Origin of the sequence: Exiguobacterium sp. MH3 (assembly GCF_000496635.1) — a bacterium.
GTDB lineage: Bacteria > Bacillota > Bacilli > Exiguobacteriales > Exiguobacteriaceae > Exiguobacterium_A > Exiguobacterium_A indicum.
The window spans coordinates 2,519,466-2,540,143 of record NC_022794.1; the positions used below are offsets into that span (position 1 = coordinate 2,519,466).

At 44.8% G+C, this 20,678-nt stretch carries 21 protein-coding genes; 4 read left to right on the top strand and 17 right to left on the bottom strand.

What is annotated here, in order from left to right; genetic code table 11:
* Positions 1–2: 2 nt before the first annotated feature.
* The 11 genes from U719_RS13255 to U719_RS13305 form a co-directional block, all read right to left on the bottom strand.
* The gene (locus U719_RS13255) at positions 3–581 is read right to left on the bottom strand and encodes a DUF6470 family protein (RefSeq protein WP_023469289.1); all 579 of its coding nucleotides are present in this window, start codon (positions 579–581) and stop codon (positions 3–5) included.
* Between the two features lie 13 nt (positions 582–594).
* On the bottom strand, positions 595–1,572 hold the full coding sequence (flgL, locus tag U719_RS13260) for a flagellar hook-associated protein FlgL (protein ID WP_023469290.1): 978 nt from the start codon (positions 1,570–1,572) through the stop codon (positions 595–597).
* Positions 1,573–1,590: 18 nt separating this feature from the next.
* Complete coding sequence (gene flgK / locus U719_RS13265; RefSeq protein WP_023469291.1) at positions 1,591–3,141, bottom strand: flagellar hook-associated protein FlgK; 1,551 nt, start codon at positions 3,139–3,141, stop codon at positions 1,591–1,593.
* A gap of 12 nt (positions 3,142–3,153) precedes the next feature.
* Entirely contained in the window at positions 3,154–3,561 is a 408-nt protein-coding gene (locus U719_RS13270; protein ID WP_023469292.1) for a flagellar protein FlgN, read from the bottom strand.
* 121 nt (positions 3,562–3,682) lie between these two features.
* On the bottom strand, positions 3,683–3,931 hold the full coding sequence (flgM, locus tag U719_RS13275) for a flagellar biosynthesis anti-sigma factor FlgM (protein WP_023469293.1): 249 nt from the start codon (positions 3,929–3,931) through the stop codon (positions 3,683–3,685).
* Positions 3,932–3,967: 36 nt separating this feature from the next.
* Positions 3,968–4,276, bottom strand: coding sequence for a hypothetical protein (locus U719_RS16875; protein WP_145981725.1), 309 nt, complete (start codon positions 4,274–4,276; stop codon positions 3,968–3,970).
* A gap of 114 nt (positions 4,277–4,390) precedes the next feature.
* Positions 4,391–4,939: a ComF family protein gene (locus tag U719_RS13285; protein WP_235147595.1), complete on the bottom strand. Its 549-nt coding sequence runs from the start codon at positions 4,937–4,939 to the stop codon at positions 4,391–4,393.
* A gap of 86 nt (positions 4,940–5,025) precedes the next feature.
* Positions 5,026–6,237 (bottom strand): helicase-related protein, encoded by a 1,212-nt coding sequence (locus tag U719_RS13290; RefSeq protein WP_051353612.1) that lies wholly within the window; start codon positions 6,235–6,237, stop codon positions 5,026–5,028.
* A gap of 183 nt (positions 6,238–6,420) precedes the next feature.
* Positions 6,421–7,263 carry a DegV family protein gene (locus U719_RS13295; RefSeq protein WP_023469297.1) on the bottom strand — a complete coding sequence of 281 codons (843 nt, stop codon included), beginning with the start codon at positions 7,261–7,263 and terminating at the stop codon, positions 6,421–6,423.
* A 130-nt stretch (positions 7,264–7,393) separates the two neighbouring features.
* Complete coding sequence (locus U719_RS13300; RefSeq protein ID WP_023469298.1) at positions 7,394–8,089, bottom strand: response regulator transcription factor; 696 nt, start codon at positions 8,087–8,089, stop codon at positions 7,394–7,396.
* Positions 8,086–9,258: a sensor histidine kinase gene (locus tag U719_RS13305; RefSeq protein ID WP_023469299.1), complete on the bottom strand. Its 1,173-nt coding sequence runs from the start codon at positions 9,256–9,258 to the stop codon at positions 8,086–8,088. The genes U719_RS13300 and U719_RS13305 overlap by 4 nt, the downstream gene beginning before the upstream one ends.
* A 97-nt stretch (positions 9,259–9,355) precedes the next feature.
* Between U719_RS13305 and U719_RS13310 the strand changes: the two genes are divergently transcribed.
* The 3 genes from U719_RS13310 to U719_RS13320 all read left to right on the top strand — a co-directional run bounded on the left by U719_RS13310 (position 9,356) and on the right by U719_RS13320 (position 11,487).
* Complete coding sequence (locus tag U719_RS13310; RefSeq protein ID WP_023469300.1) at positions 9,356–9,997, top strand: YigZ family protein; 642 nt, start codon at positions 9,356–9,358, stop codon at positions 9,995–9,997.
* A gap of 67 nt (positions 9,998–10,064) precedes the next feature.
* Positions 10,065–11,096, top strand: coding sequence for an LCP family protein (locus tag U719_RS13315; protein WP_023469301.1), 1,032 nt, complete (start codon positions 10,065–10,067; stop codon positions 11,094–11,096).
* Positions 11,071–11,487 (top strand): GNAT family N-acetyltransferase, encoded by a 417-nt coding sequence (locus tag U719_RS13320; protein ID WP_023469302.1) that lies wholly within the window; start codon positions 11,071–11,073, stop codon positions 11,485–11,487. Before U719_RS13315 ends, U719_RS13320 begins: the two co-directional genes overlap by 26 nt.
* A gap of 60 nt (positions 11,488–11,547) precedes the next feature.
* Here U719_RS13320 and chrA read toward each other — a convergent pair whose 3' ends face one another.
* The 6 genes from chrA to U719_RS13350 form a co-directional block, all read right to left on the bottom strand.
* On the bottom strand, positions 11,548–12,699 hold the full coding sequence (gene chrA, locus U719_RS13325) for a chromate efflux transporter (RefSeq protein WP_023469303.1): 1,152 nt from the start codon (positions 12,697–12,699) through the stop codon (positions 11,548–11,550).
* 52 nt (positions 12,700–12,751) lie between these two features.
* Entirely contained in the window at positions 12,752–13,774 is a 1,023-nt protein-coding gene (locus U719_RS13330) for a DUF418 domain-containing protein (protein ID WP_235147596.1), read from the bottom strand.
* A gap of 138 nt (positions 13,775–13,912) precedes the next feature.
* Entirely contained in the window at positions 13,913–14,956 is a 1,044-nt protein-coding gene (locus U719_RS13335) for a glycosyltransferase family 4 protein (protein WP_023469304.1), read from the bottom strand.
* A gap of 85 nt (positions 14,957–15,041) precedes the next feature.
* Positions 15,042–15,851: an SLAP domain-containing protein gene (locus U719_RS13340; RefSeq protein ID WP_023469305.1), complete on the bottom strand. Its 810-nt coding sequence runs from the start codon at positions 15,849–15,851 to the stop codon at positions 15,042–15,044.
* Positions 15,844–18,219: an accessory Sec system translocase SecA2 gene (gene secA2 / locus U719_RS13345; RefSeq protein ID WP_023469306.1), complete on the bottom strand. Its 2,376-nt coding sequence runs from the start codon at positions 18,217–18,219 to the stop codon at positions 15,844–15,846. The genes U719_RS13340 and secA2 overlap by 8 nt, the downstream gene beginning before the upstream one ends.
* A gap of 212 nt (positions 18,220–18,431) precedes the next feature.
* Entirely contained in the window at positions 18,432–18,800 is a 369-nt protein-coding gene (locus tag U719_RS13350) for a hypothetical protein (protein WP_235147597.1), read from the bottom strand.
* A gap of 334 nt (positions 18,801–19,134) precedes the next feature.
* On the opposite strand from U719_RS13350, the gene U719_RS13355 reads away from it, so the two are divergent.
* The gene (locus U719_RS13355; RefSeq protein WP_041255198.1) at positions 19,135–20,661 is read left to right on the top strand and encodes an N-acetylmuramoyl-L-alanine amidase; all 1,527 of its coding nucleotides are present in this window, start codon (positions 19,135–19,137) and stop codon (positions 20,659–20,661) included.
* Positions 20,662–20,678 lie beyond the last annotated feature (17 nt).

Sequence of the window (20,678 nt, forward strand, 5' to 3'; positions counted from 1 at the left end):
TATTATCCTTTCTCGTCGTATATGCCACCCACTGGCCACATATCTAGCTGATTTCGTTCCCGAAGGAAAATGTCTGTTTTCCCTTCTGTGACCTCTAGTTCCGGACGATGCGTCGTGACATCGATGACCGGCTTACGAGCAGTGTAACGAACATTCACTTCAGCCGGTGTGAAATTAATTTTGACCCGGTCCAAACTCCGAGGAATGAAGCCCATCGTCGTCACTTCTGCTGGAGGCGTATCGTTCATCTTCGCAATCCGCGCGATGACCTCGCCTTTTTGCTCGATCCGCATCAATTGATCTCCTTCACTCGCGACGCGTCCCGTTCCTTCACGTACCATTTGTTGACCAAGATCCGCATACCGTCTGACGGATTCGAATGCTGGGATTCGTCCCATCTCGATCCAAGCTTGCGACGAATCGATTTCGAGACGAGCCGCTACAGTTTCAATCGTTAGCTCCCCTTGCGGTTGTTCAATCGAAAGATCAGCCGGACGTTGCGTTTGCCGCATCTCAAGTGGTGTCGTCTGCATACCGATTTTAGCAGAGGTCTGTCGCATCTCTAAGTGAGGAAGATTCATCCCGATTCACCCCTTATCGAAGAAAATCAAGTAACGATGGTTGGATGATGCGTGCTCCGGCACTGAGTGCAGCACGGTGCAACGTTTCATGTGACTTCAGTTCCATGATGACCTGTTCGGTTTCGATGTCTTCGTTATCAGACATGACGGTTTTTGCGATGATTTCTTGATCTTCCAAGCGCGACGCATTTAGTTCTAGTCGATTCACGCGTGCCCCTAAATCCGAACGTACTTCGACCGTTTTGTTCAACATCGCTGTTAAATCTTTCAACATGCCGGATAATTCGGTTCCGTTATTTGTGCTACTGCCAGGACTTCCATCTGCTTTTGTACCACCAAGTGCATTAAATAACTTCTTTAGCGTCGTGAACGTTTCTTTTCCAAACACACCACCGTCACCACCATCTGTAGGTGTGACGTTGACTTGTACCTTGATCCCTGAAGACACTTCATACTCGATCTTTCCGTCACTTGTTCCGAGGGTTTCTGTAAAAATCTTATCAACGTCTGCGGTATTTACAGTGTCTTTTAAAAATGCTTTCAGTTCTTCCATATTGATGAACGGTTGATCCGTTTGTGTACCGTTAAAGATTTGCTTCTCGTTATATTTCGTATTCGCCAGTGTCCCGATGTGTTCAACCAACTGTCCAACTTCGCTTTGGATGGCTTTCCGCTGTGTGCCATCATACGTATCGTTTGCTGCTTGTGTCGTCAATTCGTTGATCCGGCGCATGGCAGACGTCACTTCATCTAAAGCAGAATCGGTTAGGTCCATCCAGCCTGTCGCTTCATCGACATTTTTCTTGAACTGATCGACTTCCCGGACTTCTGTCCGGTACCGGATCCCCTGCATTGCAACGACTGGATCTTGAGACGGCTTTTGAATTTTTTTACCGCTAATTAGTTGTTCTTGTAACGTACTTAGTTTTTGGTAACTCGAAGATAAATGACCAATATTCGTCTTCGTCAGCATCGTTTGTGTGACCCGCATGTCCTCATTCCTTCCTTATCAGCGACCGACTAATCCCATACCGTTAATGATTTTATCGAGCATTTCATCGACCGTCGTGATGTTTCGCGCCGCTGCGTTATATGCATGCTGGTACTGAATCATCATCGTCATCTCTTCGTCGAGTGAGACTGCTGAGACTGACATTCGGCGTTGATCGGCATTCTCCATCAAAACACTAGCATTTTTTCCTAGGTCAATCGTTTGGCTTGTCGCTACCCCCATGTCACCGATGATCGATTGATAGAACGAACCGATCGGAGCACTTAAATCACTCAATGATGTTGTTTTGATGTTGGCTAAGATCAATGCCCCAGAACCATCCCCGATATTTCCGTCTCGTGAACTCATAATGTTCGAAAGGTCTTTCCAAATCGTATCTCCGACTGAAATCGTTCCGGCCTTGACCGTTCCACCATCTGAAGCAACAAAAAATTCATTTGTCCCATACGTATTGCTGACAGTTCCAGAAGCATCCTTGGATTTAATGAAGTTTTTTGAATGAGCATCATTAAATTCCTTCGCAAAAGCAGCAGCCATCTTATCTAGATTATCGAGCATCTTAGGATATTCACCTGTCAGTGTCGTTTCACCATCTCTTTGGTAACCGTGCATTTGTAATAAAGCCCAAAGTTTACCGTTTGAAAAGCTATTTGATGCTGTGAATAAAACTGGTCCTGTTGTAGTGTTGTATCCAGTGATTGCTTTTGTCGTAGGATCCTCCGTGAATGTAAGAGAACGTGCTTGTGTGATTGACATATCAACCGCATGTAATGACGAACCTCCCGGAACGATGATTTCCACATCCATACGTCCTTCAGCAATCTTTGAAGCATTCCCCATGCCTCCACTTGTAATAGCAGTTGCATCAATCGGCACTTTTTTAAAATCCACATATGTCGATAATTCATCGAAGTAACGATCACGTTCATCGTATAAGTCGTTTGGCAAGACGCCAATCGGTTCAATTTCGTGAATTTGTGTATTGACGTTATAGATTTTCTGAAGGAGATCATTTACTTTTTTCGTCGAGACGTCTAGTTCATTCTTTAAGTCCCCTTGTACCTTCGTCAAAGAAGTCGCTAAGTAGTTGAATGTCTTTGACACGGTATCCGCTTGCTGCCGAACGACGCTTCGCGCTCCCGAGTCTTGCGGGTTCTTTGACAATCCTTGTAACGATGCCCAAAAACTATCAAGTGTTTTCGCGAGCCCCGTTTCAGACGGTTCGTTGATGATATCTTCCATTCGACCGAATGCTGCTGCTTTCGTTGAATAGTACGCATACTTCGTCGATTCATCGCGATATTGTTTATCAACCATTACGTCACGTAATCGCTCGACGAGTTCTCCACGGACACCGGTTCCGAATTGAACGTTTTTTCCGCCGCCTAGGGAGACCGAAAGTTGTTCCGTTGTCGCTTGGACGAGACGCTGTCTTGAAAATCCTGCTGTTCCGGCATTTGATACGTTATTTCCTGTCGCTTGTAACGCCCATTGACTCGTCGTCAGCGCACGACGTCCCGTTTCAAGCCCCATGAATGTTGAACCCATTCGACTTCCTCCTTATGCATTTCGATTGAAGTGTGTCCGGTCAAACGTCGATTGACCATATGTAAAGTCATCCGCTTCCGGTACGAGCAATTGCAAATGCCATTCGATGTAATGTAACGATTGTTCTAATAACTCTGCGTTCAGCGCGTTCGCTTTTCGCAGTTGCCCCATCGTCGATAAGAGAGCTCGAAGCGTTTCGACATCTTCAGGGTGCGACGCGATCCACTCCGTCATCGTCACGGTTCCCATGGATTCGATGCGCTCTTGCTCTAATGTCGCGATGCGTTTTAGCAAAACGGGTTCTTCCTTGACGATTTTCGAAAGGCGACTCATGTCGTTTTGAATCAATGCCTCTTTTTTCGAAAAGGCGAGCGCTAATAATGCTTCATGCGCCTCCGTCAACTGTCGGATGATTTCCATATCGTGTTTGCTCCTTTTATCATGAGTCCGACTACTTTACTACCTTGCTATCGTTTCATATAAAAAGCGACCCGCGCATCCGTGCCCCGAGTCGCTTCTAATGTCAGTTTCATTCACCTTATTACAAGTTCAAGAAACGTTCCGCGATTTTGTTCGCATCCGGTTTATAGGTTCCATCCTGAATGGCTTGTTTAAGGGAGGCAATTTTATCTGCCCGCGATGAAGTCGTTCCTTCGAAGCGCACGCGTGCTTCTTTTGAAATCGTCACTTCGTCTGTTCGATTCATTCGTTTTGTTTCTGTTCCTTCTACGGGTTGATTTCTTTCATACGTCTTGGGCATGTTCACCCATTTAGTCGAATCAATTCGCATGTGAACACCTGCTTTCTAGATTACGAGATTCTTGATTTAAGTTCGATACGTTCTCGGTTTCGAAGGGTCCACAGAATCTTGCATCGCTTGGGCGAGGTCACGTCGCAATTTATCACGACAGTCAGCACAAATCGTCCCTTCATGAGAGGGTTTTCCGCAACTCTCACACGTGATTTCCATTTGAGAAATCTCAGAAATCAACAAGCGCCCTTCCTTGATATAACGAAAGACGGTTTCGCGTTTGACTCCTGTTTGCATCTCGACATCATTCGGTGAAGTTCGGACTTTTCGCCGCTCTCGCAAGAATTCGCGTACCTTTTCGAAATTCAGATGATCTTGACGCATACACGTCGGACAAAGATCAGAAGATTGTTTTACAAAAATTTTCCCGCAAGATTTGCAGTTTACTACATCCATTTCCTTCACCTCATTCAGAGTATCGGCAGGAATGATGAAATATTAAATACTCCGAAATAAAGTTACTGCAGAAATTTCACTTGCGCCCGCTTCCTTGAGACGCACCATCGCTTGCCGGAGTGTTATTCCTGTTGTGTAGACATCGTCGACCAGCAAGATATTTTTCCCTGCAACTTCTTTCGTGACATGAAATGGATTCGATCGTTTAAGACGTTCTTCTCTTGATTTCCTACTCTGCGGTGTCCCTTCGTCGCGCTTTAATGCTAAGGTGACCTTCCCATTCATTCGTCTAGCGATCTCTTCTGCTTGATTGAATTTTCGTTCAGACAAGCGGTCACGGCTAAGCGGAATCGGAACGATCCATCCTCTTCTCATTTTTACCTTCTTCAACTCATCAGTAAACATCCGAATTAGGACAGTATCTCCTAAAAATTTATAACGATACATGAATGTCTTTGCTTCTTCATTGTAAAGATACATCGTACGGGTATGAAGTGGTAAACCGAGATTTTGCCATCGTCGACAGTCCTGACAGAGCTCGATACCTGGTTTGCCACAGTCCACACATCCACCACTTTTTACAAATTTCATTTTACAGGGATTACAAATGTTTTGGCTAGTCCACATATTACTCAGTTCCCAGTTAGGTATAAAGTCATGCTGACAGCATAAACACTTCATGAAGTCGTCCATCGATTCGCTTTTTGAATCTGATGGATGGCATAAAATAGGGCATCCGACCGATCATTGGCGAAAAATGAAATATCCCCGTCCGGGTAAGCCGCATCTCGTCCGACACGACCACTGATTTGAATCAAGGCTTTCGTACTAAACCCTTGATCAGCATCCAGGACGGCCACTTGTACGTTAGAGATCGTCACGCCACGCTCTAAAATCGTCGTCGTGAGCAAAATACCGTTCGTCGTACGAAATGCTTGGATTTTCTCAATGCGGTCCGGATCTTCCGCATGGACGGTCGTCACATCAATACCGACTTCTTTCAATCGTGTTTGCCATGCTTCGAGCGCTGCGATTCGGGGGACGAACACGAGACGCGGTTGCTGTTCATACTGATGCAACCACTCAACGATCGACTGCATCGTAAACGGTGACTTCAATCGTGGAACCGGTAAGGGATGTCCATGATAACGCCGCATTAATCGTACTGTCGGATAGCGACGATGCCACATCGATGGCGTCGCACTTAATAAAATCAACGCTGCTTTTTGCGTCATCGCCCGTTTGACGTATCGATGTAGCGTCCAGTTCATATGAAACGGAAAGGCATCGACTTCATCTAATAAGACGACATCAAAACAAGACCGGTAATGAATCAGTTGATGTGTCGTGCTGACCGTGATTTCACCTAAGAGAAGACGATCCGCTGATCCACCATATAAAGATACGACGTGAGCAGTCGGAAATGCCTGTTTGATATGATGCGTCAATTCACGGACGACATCCGCACGTGGCGCCGTCACAAGAACACGCTTTCCGTTCGCCAATGCTCTTTCGATACCGGGGAAGAACATCGGTGTCTTCCCTGCTCCACAAACCGCGTGAACTAGCAACCTTCCACCACGGAGAATCGTCTGTTCAATTGTCCGCGCGACAGTCGTTTGAGCAGGTGTCAAACGAACCGGTCGATGCTGAGCGGGGCGTACGGGATCGAGCGGACGGGTATCCGTAATGAGCTGATCACATGTGCGCAACTTCCCATAAGCGATGCATTGTCGACAATAATAGCAACGTTTTCCGCACGTGCAAGGGCCTTTGACCGGAAAGGCTCCACACCGCTGACACGTAAACGTCACGGCTGGAATGAGTTGATGCGTCGACAATCGGGTTTCCATCTGTTTTGCTGAAATCCATCTCCCGCGTATATCCATTGCTTCACTTCCTTCGTTTCCCATTTGCTTCATCTTGACGGACGAATGGGAAAATCGACAACGTATGCTGTATAAGAGATGTATGGATGGAATACGCAGTTTCTCAAAAAATAGTTTTGCTACCTCATATATCTGGACAAGAAAAAACACATTGACGATAGACTCCATCAATGTGTTTTCATCTTATTTTTTGTACCATGTGATACCGATTGCACCCGGTCCGAGGTGTGTACCGATGACAGGACCAAATACACTCATCTCGATTTGCGCATTTGGAAACTTCGTCTGTAAGGACGCAATCTCCTGTTCTGCTTTCGTAGAATCTTCTGCATGAATGACGCCGATCGTATACCCGGTTCCGTCTCCCTCGATATCTTCGTGCATCATCTCTTCGATTCGGTTGACGGCTCGCTTGAACGTTCGAATTTTTTCGAACGGAACGATTTTTCCGTCAACGAAATGAAGAACGGGTTTAATCTTTAAGAACGAACCGACGAATGCTTGCGCGACACTGAGACGACCTCCGCGTTGGAGGTGTTCGAGATCATCCACGACAAAATACGCACGAATGCGTTCTTTTAGTTCCTCTAAATGATGGACGATCGTTTCCGCCGTGGCTCCTGCATCTCGCAAACGAACCGCTTCTTGGACGAGAAACGCTTGCGGCATACAGGAAATACGTGAGTCGATAGGATGGACGTTCACATGATCAATCATCATATTGATCGTGTGCAACGCTTGATATGTCCCACTGATCCCGCTTGAAAGGGTGATGCCAATGATATCCGTTCCTTCTGGCAGTTGTTCAAACGTCGCAACGAGATCTCCAATATTCGGCTGTGAAGTTGTCGGAAGGCTACCCGTCCGAATCCGTTCATAAAAATCAGCAACCGAGATATCAAATCCTTCCCGATAAGCCTCCCCTTCAAAGATGACGCTAAGCGGTGCGACGTGCACTTGATGTTCTTCACAATACGTTGTTGGCAGATAGGCAGTGCTATCCGTTACGATCACAATCTGACTCATCCGTGATTTCCTCGCTTTTATAGTTCCGTCGTGACGTATACTTTCATACGTCACAATCGTTTATAAGTGTAGCACTTCTGAGTGGATAAAAAAAGGAAGATGGGAGTCCTGCTCCCGTCTTCCTATCCGTTCATACGACGACGACCCATCCACGGCGAATCGCTTCGACGACCGCACCGGTGCGGTCTGGAACGTTCATTTTCCGAAGAATCGAAGATACGTGGTTTTTAACTGTCTTTTCACTGATATATAATGTATCGCTAATCGCACGGTTCGAGAATCCATCTGCCAGTAGCTGCAAAACTTCACATTCACGCCGTGTCAATACGTGCAGTGGTGCTTCAGCCACCTGACGTTCAACGGGTTGTGACGCCATCGTTTGTTTCATCTTCATGAGACGTCTGTATTCCTGAAGTAGATTTGGTGTCACTTTCGGGTGTACATATCCACCTTCACGATAGACGGAACGAATCGCGTTGACGAGTTCATCCGTCGCCATCTCCTTCAATAAATATCCGACGGCTCCCGCTCCTAAGGCGTGCATGACATATGTCTCATCATCATGGATCGATAAGATGATGACCCGAACTTCCGGGTGTACTTCCATTAAACGTTTCGTTGCATCGACACCGTTGACTTGTGGCATATTGATATCCATCAATACGATGTCTGGTTGGTGTGCTTCGACGAGAGGAATGACATCTACGCCGCTCTCTCCTTCCGCTACGACTACGAACTCTTCCTCGAAGTCAAGAATTCGTTTTACTCCCTCACGGAATAACTGATGATCGTCAATGATGACTACTTTCACTTGCTCGTTGTTCACAGTGTTTCCCCTCTCGCTTCGGATTCCTCGATCGGAATCTTTACCTTGATGACCGTCCCGCCCCCAGGGTACGTTTCGACCTCGAATTCTCCATCGATCAATTCAATGCGTTCACGCATCCCGATCAATCCAAACGACTCGTCATGTGAGTCGACGATCGAGTCGAAGTCGAATCCGACTCCGTTATCCTTTACGTGAATGCGAATGGAATGTTGATATTGTTCTATGATAATACGAATGTCCTTTGCATTGGAATGCTTCACGGCATTTTGGACAGCTTCTTGAACGATCCGGAAGACCGCGACCTCATAGGTGGAGTCAATCCGTTCGCCACCGCCTAGATATTTAAATTGAATCTCAATATTCGAAATTTCTTGCATATGTCGTAAATACCGCTCAAGCGTCGGGACGAAACCAAGATCGTCCAACGTCATTGGACGGAGATCATAAATAATGCGACGAATGTCCGCTAATCCGTCTCGAATCAAGACACGAAGACGATGAATTTCCTCAAAAGCAGCTTCTGCTCCATTGTGTTGATGAATTTTTTCAATCAGATCCGCCCGAATTAATACGTGCGCCAATGTCTGCGCTGGACCATCATGCATTTCGCGAGATAACCGCCGTCGTTCGTTTTCAGCAGATTGAAAAACTTTTAAGCCCATTTCCTGTTTTTGCATCGCTTTTTCGTACTTCTCATTCATGACTTGCATATCGTCCGTCAAAAAATTCAAGACAACGGATACACGTCCAATCAGCATATCCGCTCGTTCGATTGTTTCGTCTAACTGAATGAGACGACGTTCCAACTCATCACGCCGCTTCCGGCAATTCATCTCATCCCGTTGATTGATAAACGACTCCAGTTGTAGTGAGTTCGCTGTTTCATAGGCTTTCCGAACATCTTGCTCCGAATAGTTTTCGAAATTTTTGCTGACGATGACTAGTCGTGTCTTGGCATCCTTAATATGACGTTCTAGTCGCTCTGCTTCTTTTATATAATCATGGACACGAACTTTCAAGTCGCGCAATTCTTGCTGGATTTCAGCATATTGCTCTCTCGAATCCTCCGTAATCCGAACGATTTCTTCGCGACTTTCCTCTACGACACCAATGATGTTTTGTACGATATCATTCAACGACAGTCGCTCCTTCATTTCATGCGTCATCGTGACTCCCTCCGGTCCTTACCACTCAAATGGTTGTCTCTCTCTCTGAACGTCGTTATGCTAGAAAGAACTAGTCAACGAGGAGGACATTAATAGTATGACATTATCTCATTATTATACAGTAAAAGAAAACGGTTTCCACGAAATCATTATTCAAAAGTCTCGATTCATTACATATATTTCTCGCATTTCTTCCGAAACAGAGGCACAAGACTTCATTGCGCAGATTAAAAAGAAGCATCATGATGCAAATCATAACTGTTCTGCGTATGTCATCGGGGAACAAAATCAAATCCAAAAAGCGAGTGATGATGGTGAACCTAGCGGAACAGCAGGCGTCCCGATGCTTGAAGTACTGAAAAAAAGAGATTTACGCGATACCGTTGTTGTGGTCACACGTTATTTTGGCGGCATTAAGCTTGGTGGCGGTGGATTAATTCGTGCCTATGGCTCAAGCGTCTCGGAAGCATTGAATGCAATCGGCGTCGTTGAACGGATTCAGCATCAAGTGGTAGAAGTGCACATTGACTATACGTGGCTTGGAAAAATTGAGAATGAACTTCGATCAAGCATTCATCCGATTGATCAGATTCATTATTTGGATCAAGTTCAAGTCGATGTCTTAGTCAAAACGGCAGATGTTCCTACCTTTATTGAATGGATGACAGATCTGACGAATGCGCAAGCCCACTTCCAAGAAGGTGCTTTTCGCTACCTCGAACGTGACATTCTTTCCTGACCTGCTATACTGATTGTAAAGATTCCGAAAGTTTTTTAATAATTCTGTTAAGTAAGGAGTACTTGAAATGGATGAACCGATACGATCACGGTCAAAGAAAAAAAAGAAGCGTTCTTGGTTCAAGCGTCTTGTTTTTTTATTTTTGATCATTTTAGTAACTGGCGGTGCAGCATTCGCTTACGTCGCCAACAAGACTCTTCAAACGGCTAATGAGACAAAAGTCGACTTAGCACGTGGAGACAAGTCAGAAAAACGTGAAGCGGCAGTCGACTTGACGAAGGACCATTTCTCCGTCTTGCTTGTCGGAACGGATGAACGTCCCGGAGACACTTCTTCTCGCGCTGATACGATGATCATCGCCACATTCAATAAAACAGATCAAACCGTAGACATGGTCAGCATCCCTCGAGATTCTCTCGTACAAATCCCTTCTGTCGGATATGAAGATAAAATCAACCATTCGTATGCTTATGGAGGAATTGATTCAACGATTGAGACAGTCGAAACGTTGTTTGATATTCCTGTAGACTATTACGCCTCCATCAACTTTAATGGTGTCGTTGCTATCGTCGATGCGCTTGGCGGTATTGATGTCGACGTCAAACTACCGATCGACACACTCGACTCTTCCGATAAACGAAACAGTATCAAACTCGAACCTGGTCAGCAGACACTCAATGGGGAAGAAGCGTTGGCCTACGCCAGAATGCGTTATGAAGACCCTGAGGGTGATATCGGACGTACAAAACGCCAGCAACAAATCGTACAAGCGATTATCGAACAGTCGACTTCCTTCGGTTCGATCACGAAACTCAATGACTTGATGGATGCTACAGGCGATAACTTCAAAACGAATATGTCACTAACGGAAGCCTTCCAGCTACAACCGTTCGTCAAATCACTCGGATCCATTAATCGTATTGATTTAACGGGATCAGATACGAAAATCAATGGCGTCTATTACTATCAAATCGATCCACTTTCACTTGCCGAAGCTAAAACAACATTAAAAGAACAGCTCAATTTACCTGCTGATGACGCTACTGACATGACGACATCAGAAGAGGCGACGGATGATACGACGACTACGATCAACTGATCATGCAGCTTTGCTAGAACTTCAACGTCTTGCTTATCGAATCGAAGCGCGTCTACTGGAAACAGTAGACTTTCCACCTTTATCGGAAACGATCGATGACATCGAAGCGGAGCAACCGAACGGGTTCGTTTATCTCTTGCATGATAGCGTAGTCGGTGCGATCACATATGTTGATGGAACGATCACGCGCCTCGTTGTGAATCCGGAATATTTTCGCCAAGGCATCGCCCAATCCTTACTGCACCACCTGCTTCAGCATGATCACGTGAAGCATGTCATGACAGGTGCGCGTAATCTTCCTGCCCTTACGCTCTACGCTCGTTTTGGCTTTACGGAAGTCCAACGTGAGTGGCGCCACGATATCGAGCTTGTCTTTTTGACTCGAATTTAAAGCTTCATTAAGCGAAAACAAAGAAGCAGCAGACGCATGTCTGCTGCTTCTTTGTGCGGTTTAAAAGAATAGGAATCCGAGAACGGCTCCAATCAACACGATTCGTAACGGCGACTGTTTATAAAAACGAAGTAAACAGAACAAACCGAAGGCAATCAAGAAATCAAGACCACTCTTGATGCTTGACGTAAAGATTGGATCATAAAGAGCGGCAAGCAAGATACCAACGACGGCAGCATTGACGCCCATCAAGATCCGACCGACCGATTGATTCTTCCGAATACGATCCCAGTACGGTAAAACACCGATGACGAGTAGGAATCCTGGTAGGAAGATCGCGAGCGTCGCAAGAATTCCTCCAGAAACACCAGAAACGATCGTACCGAGATACGTCGCGAACGTAAAGAGTGGTCCTGGTACCGCTTGTGCAGCGGCGTAACCAGCAAGGAACGTATCCGTGTTCATCAATCCAGGTACGAGTGTCTGCTCAAGGAATGGCAAGACGACATGTCCGCCACCAAAGACAAGGGCACCGGCACTGTACATAATACTCGTCAGTTGGACGGTTCCCGTCGTTGCTTGAGCGAGAAACGGTGTGACGGCAAGTAAGACGAAGAATAAGACGAGTGCCGTGATGCTAAGTAGGCGTGGTACGCGAATCGACAAGGACCCACCCGTCTCCGTCTCTTCTTTAAACCAGAAGAACGCAAGAAGACCTGCGAGCAACAAGACACCGACTTGTGCCAGTGGATGTGTGATCAAGAGTACGCCTGCTAGCGCCAGTAGCATCAACGTCATCCGTTTGACGCCTGTCGCAAGTTTCATTCCCATGCCAAGGACGGCGTCAGCAACGATTGCAACCGCAACGAGTTTCAAGCCATGAATGAATCCGGCTTCTGCGACATCGAACTGTGTCGCAAGAATCGCGAACAGAATCAAGGCGATACTCGACGGTAACGTAAAGCCGACGAAGGAAATAATCGCCCCTGCTACGCCTCCACGGATCAAACCGATTCCCATTCCGACCTGACTCGAAGCGGGACCCGGGAGGAATTGACAGAGCGCAACTAAGTCAGCATATGCTTTCTCATCAATCCATTTTTTCCGTTTGACATATTCTTCATAAAAATACCCGAGATGGGCGACCGGACCTCCGAACGACGTCAGTCCGAGCTTGAACGATACAAGAAAGATTTCAATTAAACGATGCATGTTTCACCTCCATCCTTCATTCTACATAAAAGATGTTAAGTTCTTGTGAACTTCAACTGTTTTTCTTTCCATAAGTCCCTTTTCGCCACAATTTCTCCATGGGACCTTGTGGATGAGACTGGAGATATCTGTTTGAAGCAACACCTTGTGCGATCAAAAGCAGGAAAACGAGTAACAGTCCTTGCCATAACGGTGTCGTTCCATGTTGTCCACTGAAGAAGACGAACACGGTAAAGACGACTGTATGCATCAAATAATTCGTCAATGCCATCCGTCCCAGTCCAGCAAACCATTGCATGCGTCCAGCACGAACGAGTAGCGCAACGGCACAAGCATAGGTGATCGCAAGCGTGCGTCCTGAGAGCCAGACGTAAAATAGATTGATGGATCCGTCTGGTACGTCAGCATGCGCCTGTATGATTCCTGCAAATGATGGAAGTGTCAGGAGTAAACTAATTCCAAGCGTCCACCACAGGAAACGATTCGTCGGTGGCGCTGCGCTGAAGCGTTCCATCAAATAGGCTCCAATCAAGAACAGGGATAAAATTTCTGGCCAAATGACACCAGAATTCATGAGGGCTTCCGGTAATTGAACTGTCGCGTGATGTGATAAAAATCCGAGGAGATCGCGCGATGCGACGAACGACTGAAGTGTCTTATCTAGCTCGACGACGGGAGTGTCGCCCAATTGACGAGCCCCAAAGAAAATAAGTAGGTAGAGCAAAAGAGCATAGATTTGAAATGCTGCCGCAAACAAGAGCTTCGTGATCGGCTTTGTTTTTATAAATAACAATAAGATAAAACCGGTCAACGCATACGTATGTAAAATATCTCCCTGCCAAATACATAAGTGTAGTAGTCCAATGACGAGAAGAATCCCGAGACGTCGTGCAAAAATTGTCTTCGGTAATCCTTTTTGCTGCAAACGCTGGATGAACAGATAAAAACCTGCTCCAAACAAGACACTAAACAGCGTATAGAATTTTGTCTGGATGAAGAGGTCAAACACCAAACGAATCGCTTGATCGACGTCTCCCATCATCGCATTCGGTCGATCGCCAAGAAAACTTGGCATGTTGACAAATAGAATGCCACATAAAGCAAATCCCCTCAAAATATCCAAGTACTGAATGCGTTCATTTTTATTTATTTCTTGCATTTTCTCATCTCCCTTAAAAAAAGACCGCACATTGAGATGAGCGATCTTTTTAAATCATTTCGTTGTAAGACGTTCTAATAGTTTGAGAATCGGTCGATATTTATCCCCTAACAAACCCAATGATTCGACTAAAATATCTAGTACGATCAATAAGATAACGAGAGAAATAAAAGCACCGAGCGAATTCGTTTGCGAAAAGAGGATTGCCGTCATTCCGAACACACCACAAAGTCCATAAATCACTAAAACGGCTTGTCTCATCGTAAATCCTAAATCGAGTAAGCGGTGATGCAAGTGCTCTTTATCGGGTGCGAACGGCGGTCTCCCTTGTAACATACGACGCACGATAGCGAACAGCGTGTCTGAAATCGGAATCCCGAGCAAAATGACTGGTACAGCAAGTGAGAATAAAGTTACATTTTTGAATCCAAGTAGGGAAAGTACGGCCAGCATATATCCAAGATACAGCGAACCCGTGTCTCCCATGAAAATTTTTGCCGGATAAAAATTATGAAACAGAAAACCGAGCGTACTCATAAGCAAGAGGATCGCAACGATCGTCACGTAGACGTTCCCTTGAATCACAGCTAAACTAATTAGCGTCAACAAGACGATACTCGATACGCCAGCAGCTAGTCCGTCTAAACCATCAATCAAATTGACGGCATTCGTGATACCGATGACCCACAGGAAGGTCAATGGCACACTCCACCACCCGAGATACAGCTGTTGATCAAACGGCAAATTGATGAATTCGATTCGAATCCCACCATTTAAAACAATGACTGCCGCTACGATTTGTCCCATTAATTTCAGCCTAGCATTCAGTTGAAAACGATCATCTAACATACCGGTCATGATGATCACGAAACTACCGACTAATATATGAGTCGCATATGGACTCGATGGTTGTAAGATAAAGTATCCGATCATGAATGAGATATAAATCGCAAGCCCACCTAGACGTGGCATGATTCGAACATGTACTTTTCGTGCATCCGGACTATCCACCGCGCCCACTGCAATGGCAAAACGTTTGACAACGGGGGTAATCAGCAATGCAGCGATGAAACAGACAATGGACGCTGTCCATAACATAATAACATCACGCTCCTGCGCGAATTATACCACATTCTTCTTCCAAAAATCGTTCGTTCCCATTCTGTAAACAAAAAGCATAGGCTTATGCTTGTGCGACTCGGAATTGCAACACGTCTTGGTCTTGCCACTCCGTCACGTCTAAGACGACTTTGATTGCAAGGGTCGTTTTAGCTTCGATTGGGGACGTTAACGCTACCTGCAATGTCTGCAAGATTTGTTCCCCGTTCATAAGTTGTAACGGAAGCGTTCCGAGTTGAATCGCCTGTTCATATCCGTTTCGAATCAAAAACAATCCTGTCATCCTATTTTCGTTCTTCTCGTTCCAAACATTCATGACATTGACTTCTTCATTCTTCAACGTCGGGGTTGAATAGAATGTCTGACGTACACGTCGCGCTTCAGCATCAAGGAAGTCCGGTGGAATCTCGAGATCATGCGTCTCTTCTAAACTAAATAAGAGACGAATCTTTTCCGGGAAATTTTCTTCTTCCGTTAAGAAAAGTTCTTCCTCGGAAAAATCAAGCCAACATGGCATACTACTCATCGGTACGAACTCCGGAATATCTTCCGTCGTCAAAACCTTTCTGCCAATCAGACGATTGGCTTCGTCTAACACGAGTAATGGAAGACCATCTACATGAAAACTATTTTCTAATGTATTTCGAAACAACGCGACGATTGAAATCGGCGAGGAGGATAGGTCCACTTGCAGCGCTTCGACGGACAGTTGATTTAACTCCAAGTCTGGCAATTGATTAGCATGGTAACGGAAAAGATATTCATCTTCTTTCTCGATCAACATATCTTCTGTAAAAATCAATCGAGGCTTATACAGTCCTGTATTTTCTGGTGTCTCTGCTTCTAAAATGATTTGTTTTCTGCGATTAAACATCTAACTCCATCTCCTCGATTTCTTCATCTAGCATGATATATTCGGACAATCGTTGTAAGACATAGGCAACGGGATACTCGATTTCAGCAATCGTGTAGTTAAAGATTTCAAAGCCTTCCTTTTCGTACATCCGAACAGGCTGTTCCTGACCGTAACTCCGAAGATGAATGCCTTCTTTTAGCGTATTCATCGTCGTCAAATGTTCCGTCCAGTGCTCTTCGATCGATGCCAATAGCTGATCTCGGATCAGCTCGTCTACTGCAGGATTCTTTAGTTCCTCTATCCATTTTTCACGACGAGCGGAAACAATGTTCACATAATACGCTTTGACCTCTTCCGGCTGTTCTAAATCATCTGGAAGTGGTACTTCGTCGTTTAGTAATTCGTCCATCGCGAACTGGAACTCTTCCTTTGGCCACTCTTCCGGTACGAGTTCTGCAGAAAGATAACGATCCACGATACGTTCGATCGTCCGCTCGACCATTGGTAGTACCATATCTTGAATGTCTTCCGCATCTAGTACTTGGTTACGGATCGCATAGATGACAAGACGGTGCTGATGAAGGACGTCATCGAGTTTAACAAGTTCCTCTCGAATCGAATAACCTGTCCCCTCGCATGTTTCTTGCGCATAGCTCAATAACGCTTGTGCTTCTTTTAACGTAACCGGTTCATGCTGACTCGTCTTCACTTTTTTCAAGACTTTCTCCAGTCGATCCTTTGCAAAACGCCGGACGAGGTCATCTTCGAGTGATACGATGAATTGACTTTTACCTGGATCTCCTTGACGTCCTGAACGTCCTCTTAGCTGGTTATCAATCCGAACCGACTCATGACGCTCGGTACCGATGACAAACAACCCACCTGCTTCTTTCGCAATCTCATCCAACGTAATATCTGTCCCTCGGCCTGCCATGTTCGTCGCAATCGTGATGCGTCCGTGTTGCCCGGCTTCACGAATGATGTCAGTTTCTTGGTCGACCGTCTTTGCATTCAGGATTTGATACGGTAACTGATGTGTATCTAAAGCTTCAGCTACAGCAAATGATTGTTCGATGGACGTCGTTCCGATCAATACGGGTTGCCGTCTTGCATGTGCTTCCTTCGTCGCACGCGCCACAGCTTCATATTTCTCCTCTTTCGTCGCGTAAATGATGTCAGAAGCATCTTCACGGAGTTTCGGGCGATTGGTCGGGACTTGTACGACATCCATTCCGTATGTCTTTAGAAGCTCTTGTCGTGAAGTTTGTGCCGTACCTGTCATGCCTGAAACGAGCTCATACATCCGGAAATAATGTTGGATCGTAACTTGGGCCGTCGTTTTATTTTCTTCCGTGATGTCAATGCCTTCTTTTGCTTCAATGGCTTGATGGAGCCCATCCGACAAACTTCGTCCTTCCATGATGCGTCCTGTAAATAAATCAACCAACTCGATTTTCCCATCTTTTACGATGTAATCAACGTCTCGTTTCATGACGATGTGAGCACGCAAGGCTTGAACCATGTAATGATAAAGTACTTGATGCTCAGCTGCGAAAAGATTATCGATGGCGAAGTTCTCTTCGATGATCGAAATTCCTTTATCCGTAAGCGAAACTGCTTTGATCTCTTCGTCGTATTCGTATGCATCCGCAGGAAACTTTGATACGATCAGCTTCGCGACGGTTTGTAATCCTTCATGCACCGAGCCCTTACCTGCCATGATGAGTGGTGTTTTCGCTTCGTCGATTAAAATACTATCGACTTCATCGATGATGGCAAAGTGATGTTTTCGTTGTACACGGTCTTCCTTCCGATTGACGAGATGATCGCGCAAGTAGTCGAAGCCAAATTCTGTACCGACTCCATATGTAATATCTGCGCCATAGGCAGCACGTTTCTCATCAGGTGACAGATCGGGAACATTTAGTCCTACTGTTAAACCAAGAAAACGGTGAATTTCTCCGATCTGATCCACGTCTCGTCGTGCCAAGTAGTCATTGACGGTGATGACATGAACCCCTTTACCACTTAAGGCTTTTGTAAAACTCGGTAACGACGCGACTAATGTTTTTCCTTCCCCCGTCGCCATTTCTGCGATATGACCGTCTAGTAACGCAAGACCACCAATCAATTGAACATCGTAATGACGCATGCCTAACGTACGAACACTTGCCTCTCGGACAAGAGCAAATGCCTCCGTCTTTAGTTGATCAATCGTCTCACCGGCTTCGATGCGTTCCTTTAGGTGGATTGTTTGATTTTTTAATTCATCATCCGTCATCGCTTGATAACGACTTTCTAACGCATTGATTTCTTTTACGATTTTCATATAGTTCTTCAGTCGCTTAGACTGTTCGTTGAATGTATTTTTTACGAGTTGAAGCACTGTTTTTCTCCTCTCCCCACGTCCACGTGACGTCAGGTCCGACAATTTTTTCATCTACGTATCCATTATATCAGTTAAAAAATGGAACAGAAGAGATAAAAACCATTTTTAAGAAAATCATTTACTTATTTTAAAAATAAATCTTTATTTTGGAATTCATTCAACAAAAAAAACGCCTTTCTTTAAAAAAGAAACGACGTTTTTTGAAAAAACTACATAAAAATCGGAACTTCTGCCGATGAATCATATGTATAGATTCCACGACCCACTTTTTGAATCGCCGGGTTTGCCTGTTCAACTTTCGCCATAAGCTGATAAATGTTACTGATTTGGTGACGATAACGAAGTTCGAGTTCCATCTGAATATCTCGTGCTGACATCGACTCGCGTTCGCGCATCAAATCACTGATTTGGTGTACGTAAACTTCCAGTGGATATCGCTGATTCACTCTTCGTTGTTTCAATGGACGCTCTAGTGCAACAGAAACTTCCTGTGCATGATCTTGATTCGTTCGACTTAATTCAGCTACTAAGTACTCTGCTCTTCGTTGAAGACGGCGATATTCTTCTTCGATTTCCATCAGCTCTCTGTAAATATGTTCATTCGGATCCATACTTTTTACCTTCTTTCTTGTATTGATGACACAATAATATTTCAATTATGTTTCAATTGTATGTTTTTTGAAATAATATTACCATTTATTTACCTTTTTGTTATATGATTTCTATGTTATTTTAATTTTTTTGTAATATTGGCAATTTTTTATCTGTTGCTGATTTCCATTTTTATCTTAACAGAAAGGAGCGAACCTAGAACATAAAATTATTGTTTTTAATATATAATTTTAAATCTTTCTTCATTTTGTCATTTTTATATCCTGTTTTACAATACTAAATTTAAAAGGAGAGCACACTATGCCTACTAAAACTTCCGTCTTGATCGCAAGTATTGCTTCGGCCGTACTTTTCACGGTAGCCGCCCCAACACCCGAGGCATCTGCTGCTTCTATCACGAAAGCTACTTATCAAACAACAGATGCACTAAATCTTCGCGCTTCTGCTACTACTTCCTCTAAAAAATTGTTGACGATTCCTAAAGGAAAATCAGTCGTTTCTTCGTATAAAACAGGAAACTGGTACAAAGTCTCTTACAGTTCTAAGACGGGTTATGTCTCAGGAAGTTACTTGAAGAAGAAAGCGGCCGTTAAAGCTAGTACTGTCGGTACATCCTTTACGAAGACGAACTACACGACGACGGATTCGTTGAGCCTTCGTAAGTCTGATTCTGCTGCTTCGACTAAATTATTGACGATTCCTAAAGGAACAACACTTTCCTCTTCTTACAAGAAGGGAAGCTGGTATAAAGTATCTTACAAATCAAAAACTGGTTATGTTGCTGGTTCTTACTTGAAAAAGAAAGCGGTCGTCACAGCAAGTGCTACCGGTACGACATTCGCGAAAACGAACTACATTACGTTGGACGCTTTGAATTTACGTACATCGAATTCTGCTACCTCAGCTAAACTACTAACGATTCCTAAAGGAAAGATCGTTACCTCTTCGTATCGGAAGGATAACTGGTACCAAGTGTCTTACGGTAGTAAAAAAGGCTATGTCTCAGGAAGTTACTTGAAGAAAACGACGTCTTCTTCTGCTTCTTTACCACCTGTCGGATCTGCAGCTGATTATTCAGGTACGACAATGTATGTTCTCGTTCCTTTTAATGATTCATTGACATTACGGTCTGGTGCAAGTTCGATCAGCCCTTCTATCGGTACACTGCCACGTGGTTCCGTTGTTACGGTAACGAATGCTTTACATAAGACAAAAGGATTCGTCGCTGTCAAAACATCTGATGGACGTTATGGATATGTCGAAGCGACGTATCTCTCGCTCTTCCAGCCTTCTATGTCTGCTCGTCCACTCGTCGTCTTAGATCCTGGGCATGGTGGACATGATGTTGGTGCCGCACGATACGGTATTTATGAACGTGATATCGTCATGTCAGTCGCTAAACTCGTAGCCGAGCGCCTATCTAAAACAGTCGATGTGAAGTTGACACGTTATACGAATGATTACTATCCTTCGTTAACAGATCGTAGCGTCATCTCGAACGCCCATAAGACAAACATCTTCGTCAGTATCCATATTAATGCTGCATCTTCAACAAGTGCTTATGGCGCTGAAAACTTCTATTACAGAGGTAATGCATCTGTTGCTCTATCACGAAATCTCCAAAACAATCTTGTTAACTCGATTGGATTACGTGATCGTGGTATTAAATTCGGGAACCTCGCTGTTCTTCGCGGTACGAATGCACCCGCTACATTAACGGAACTTGGTTTCCTATCCAATGCTAATGACCGGGCGAAACTCGTTTCTCCTTCTTATCAGCAACGCTATGCTGATGCAGTAGCAAACGCGATTCTTTCTTCCCTCTAACCAAAAAATAACGCTCA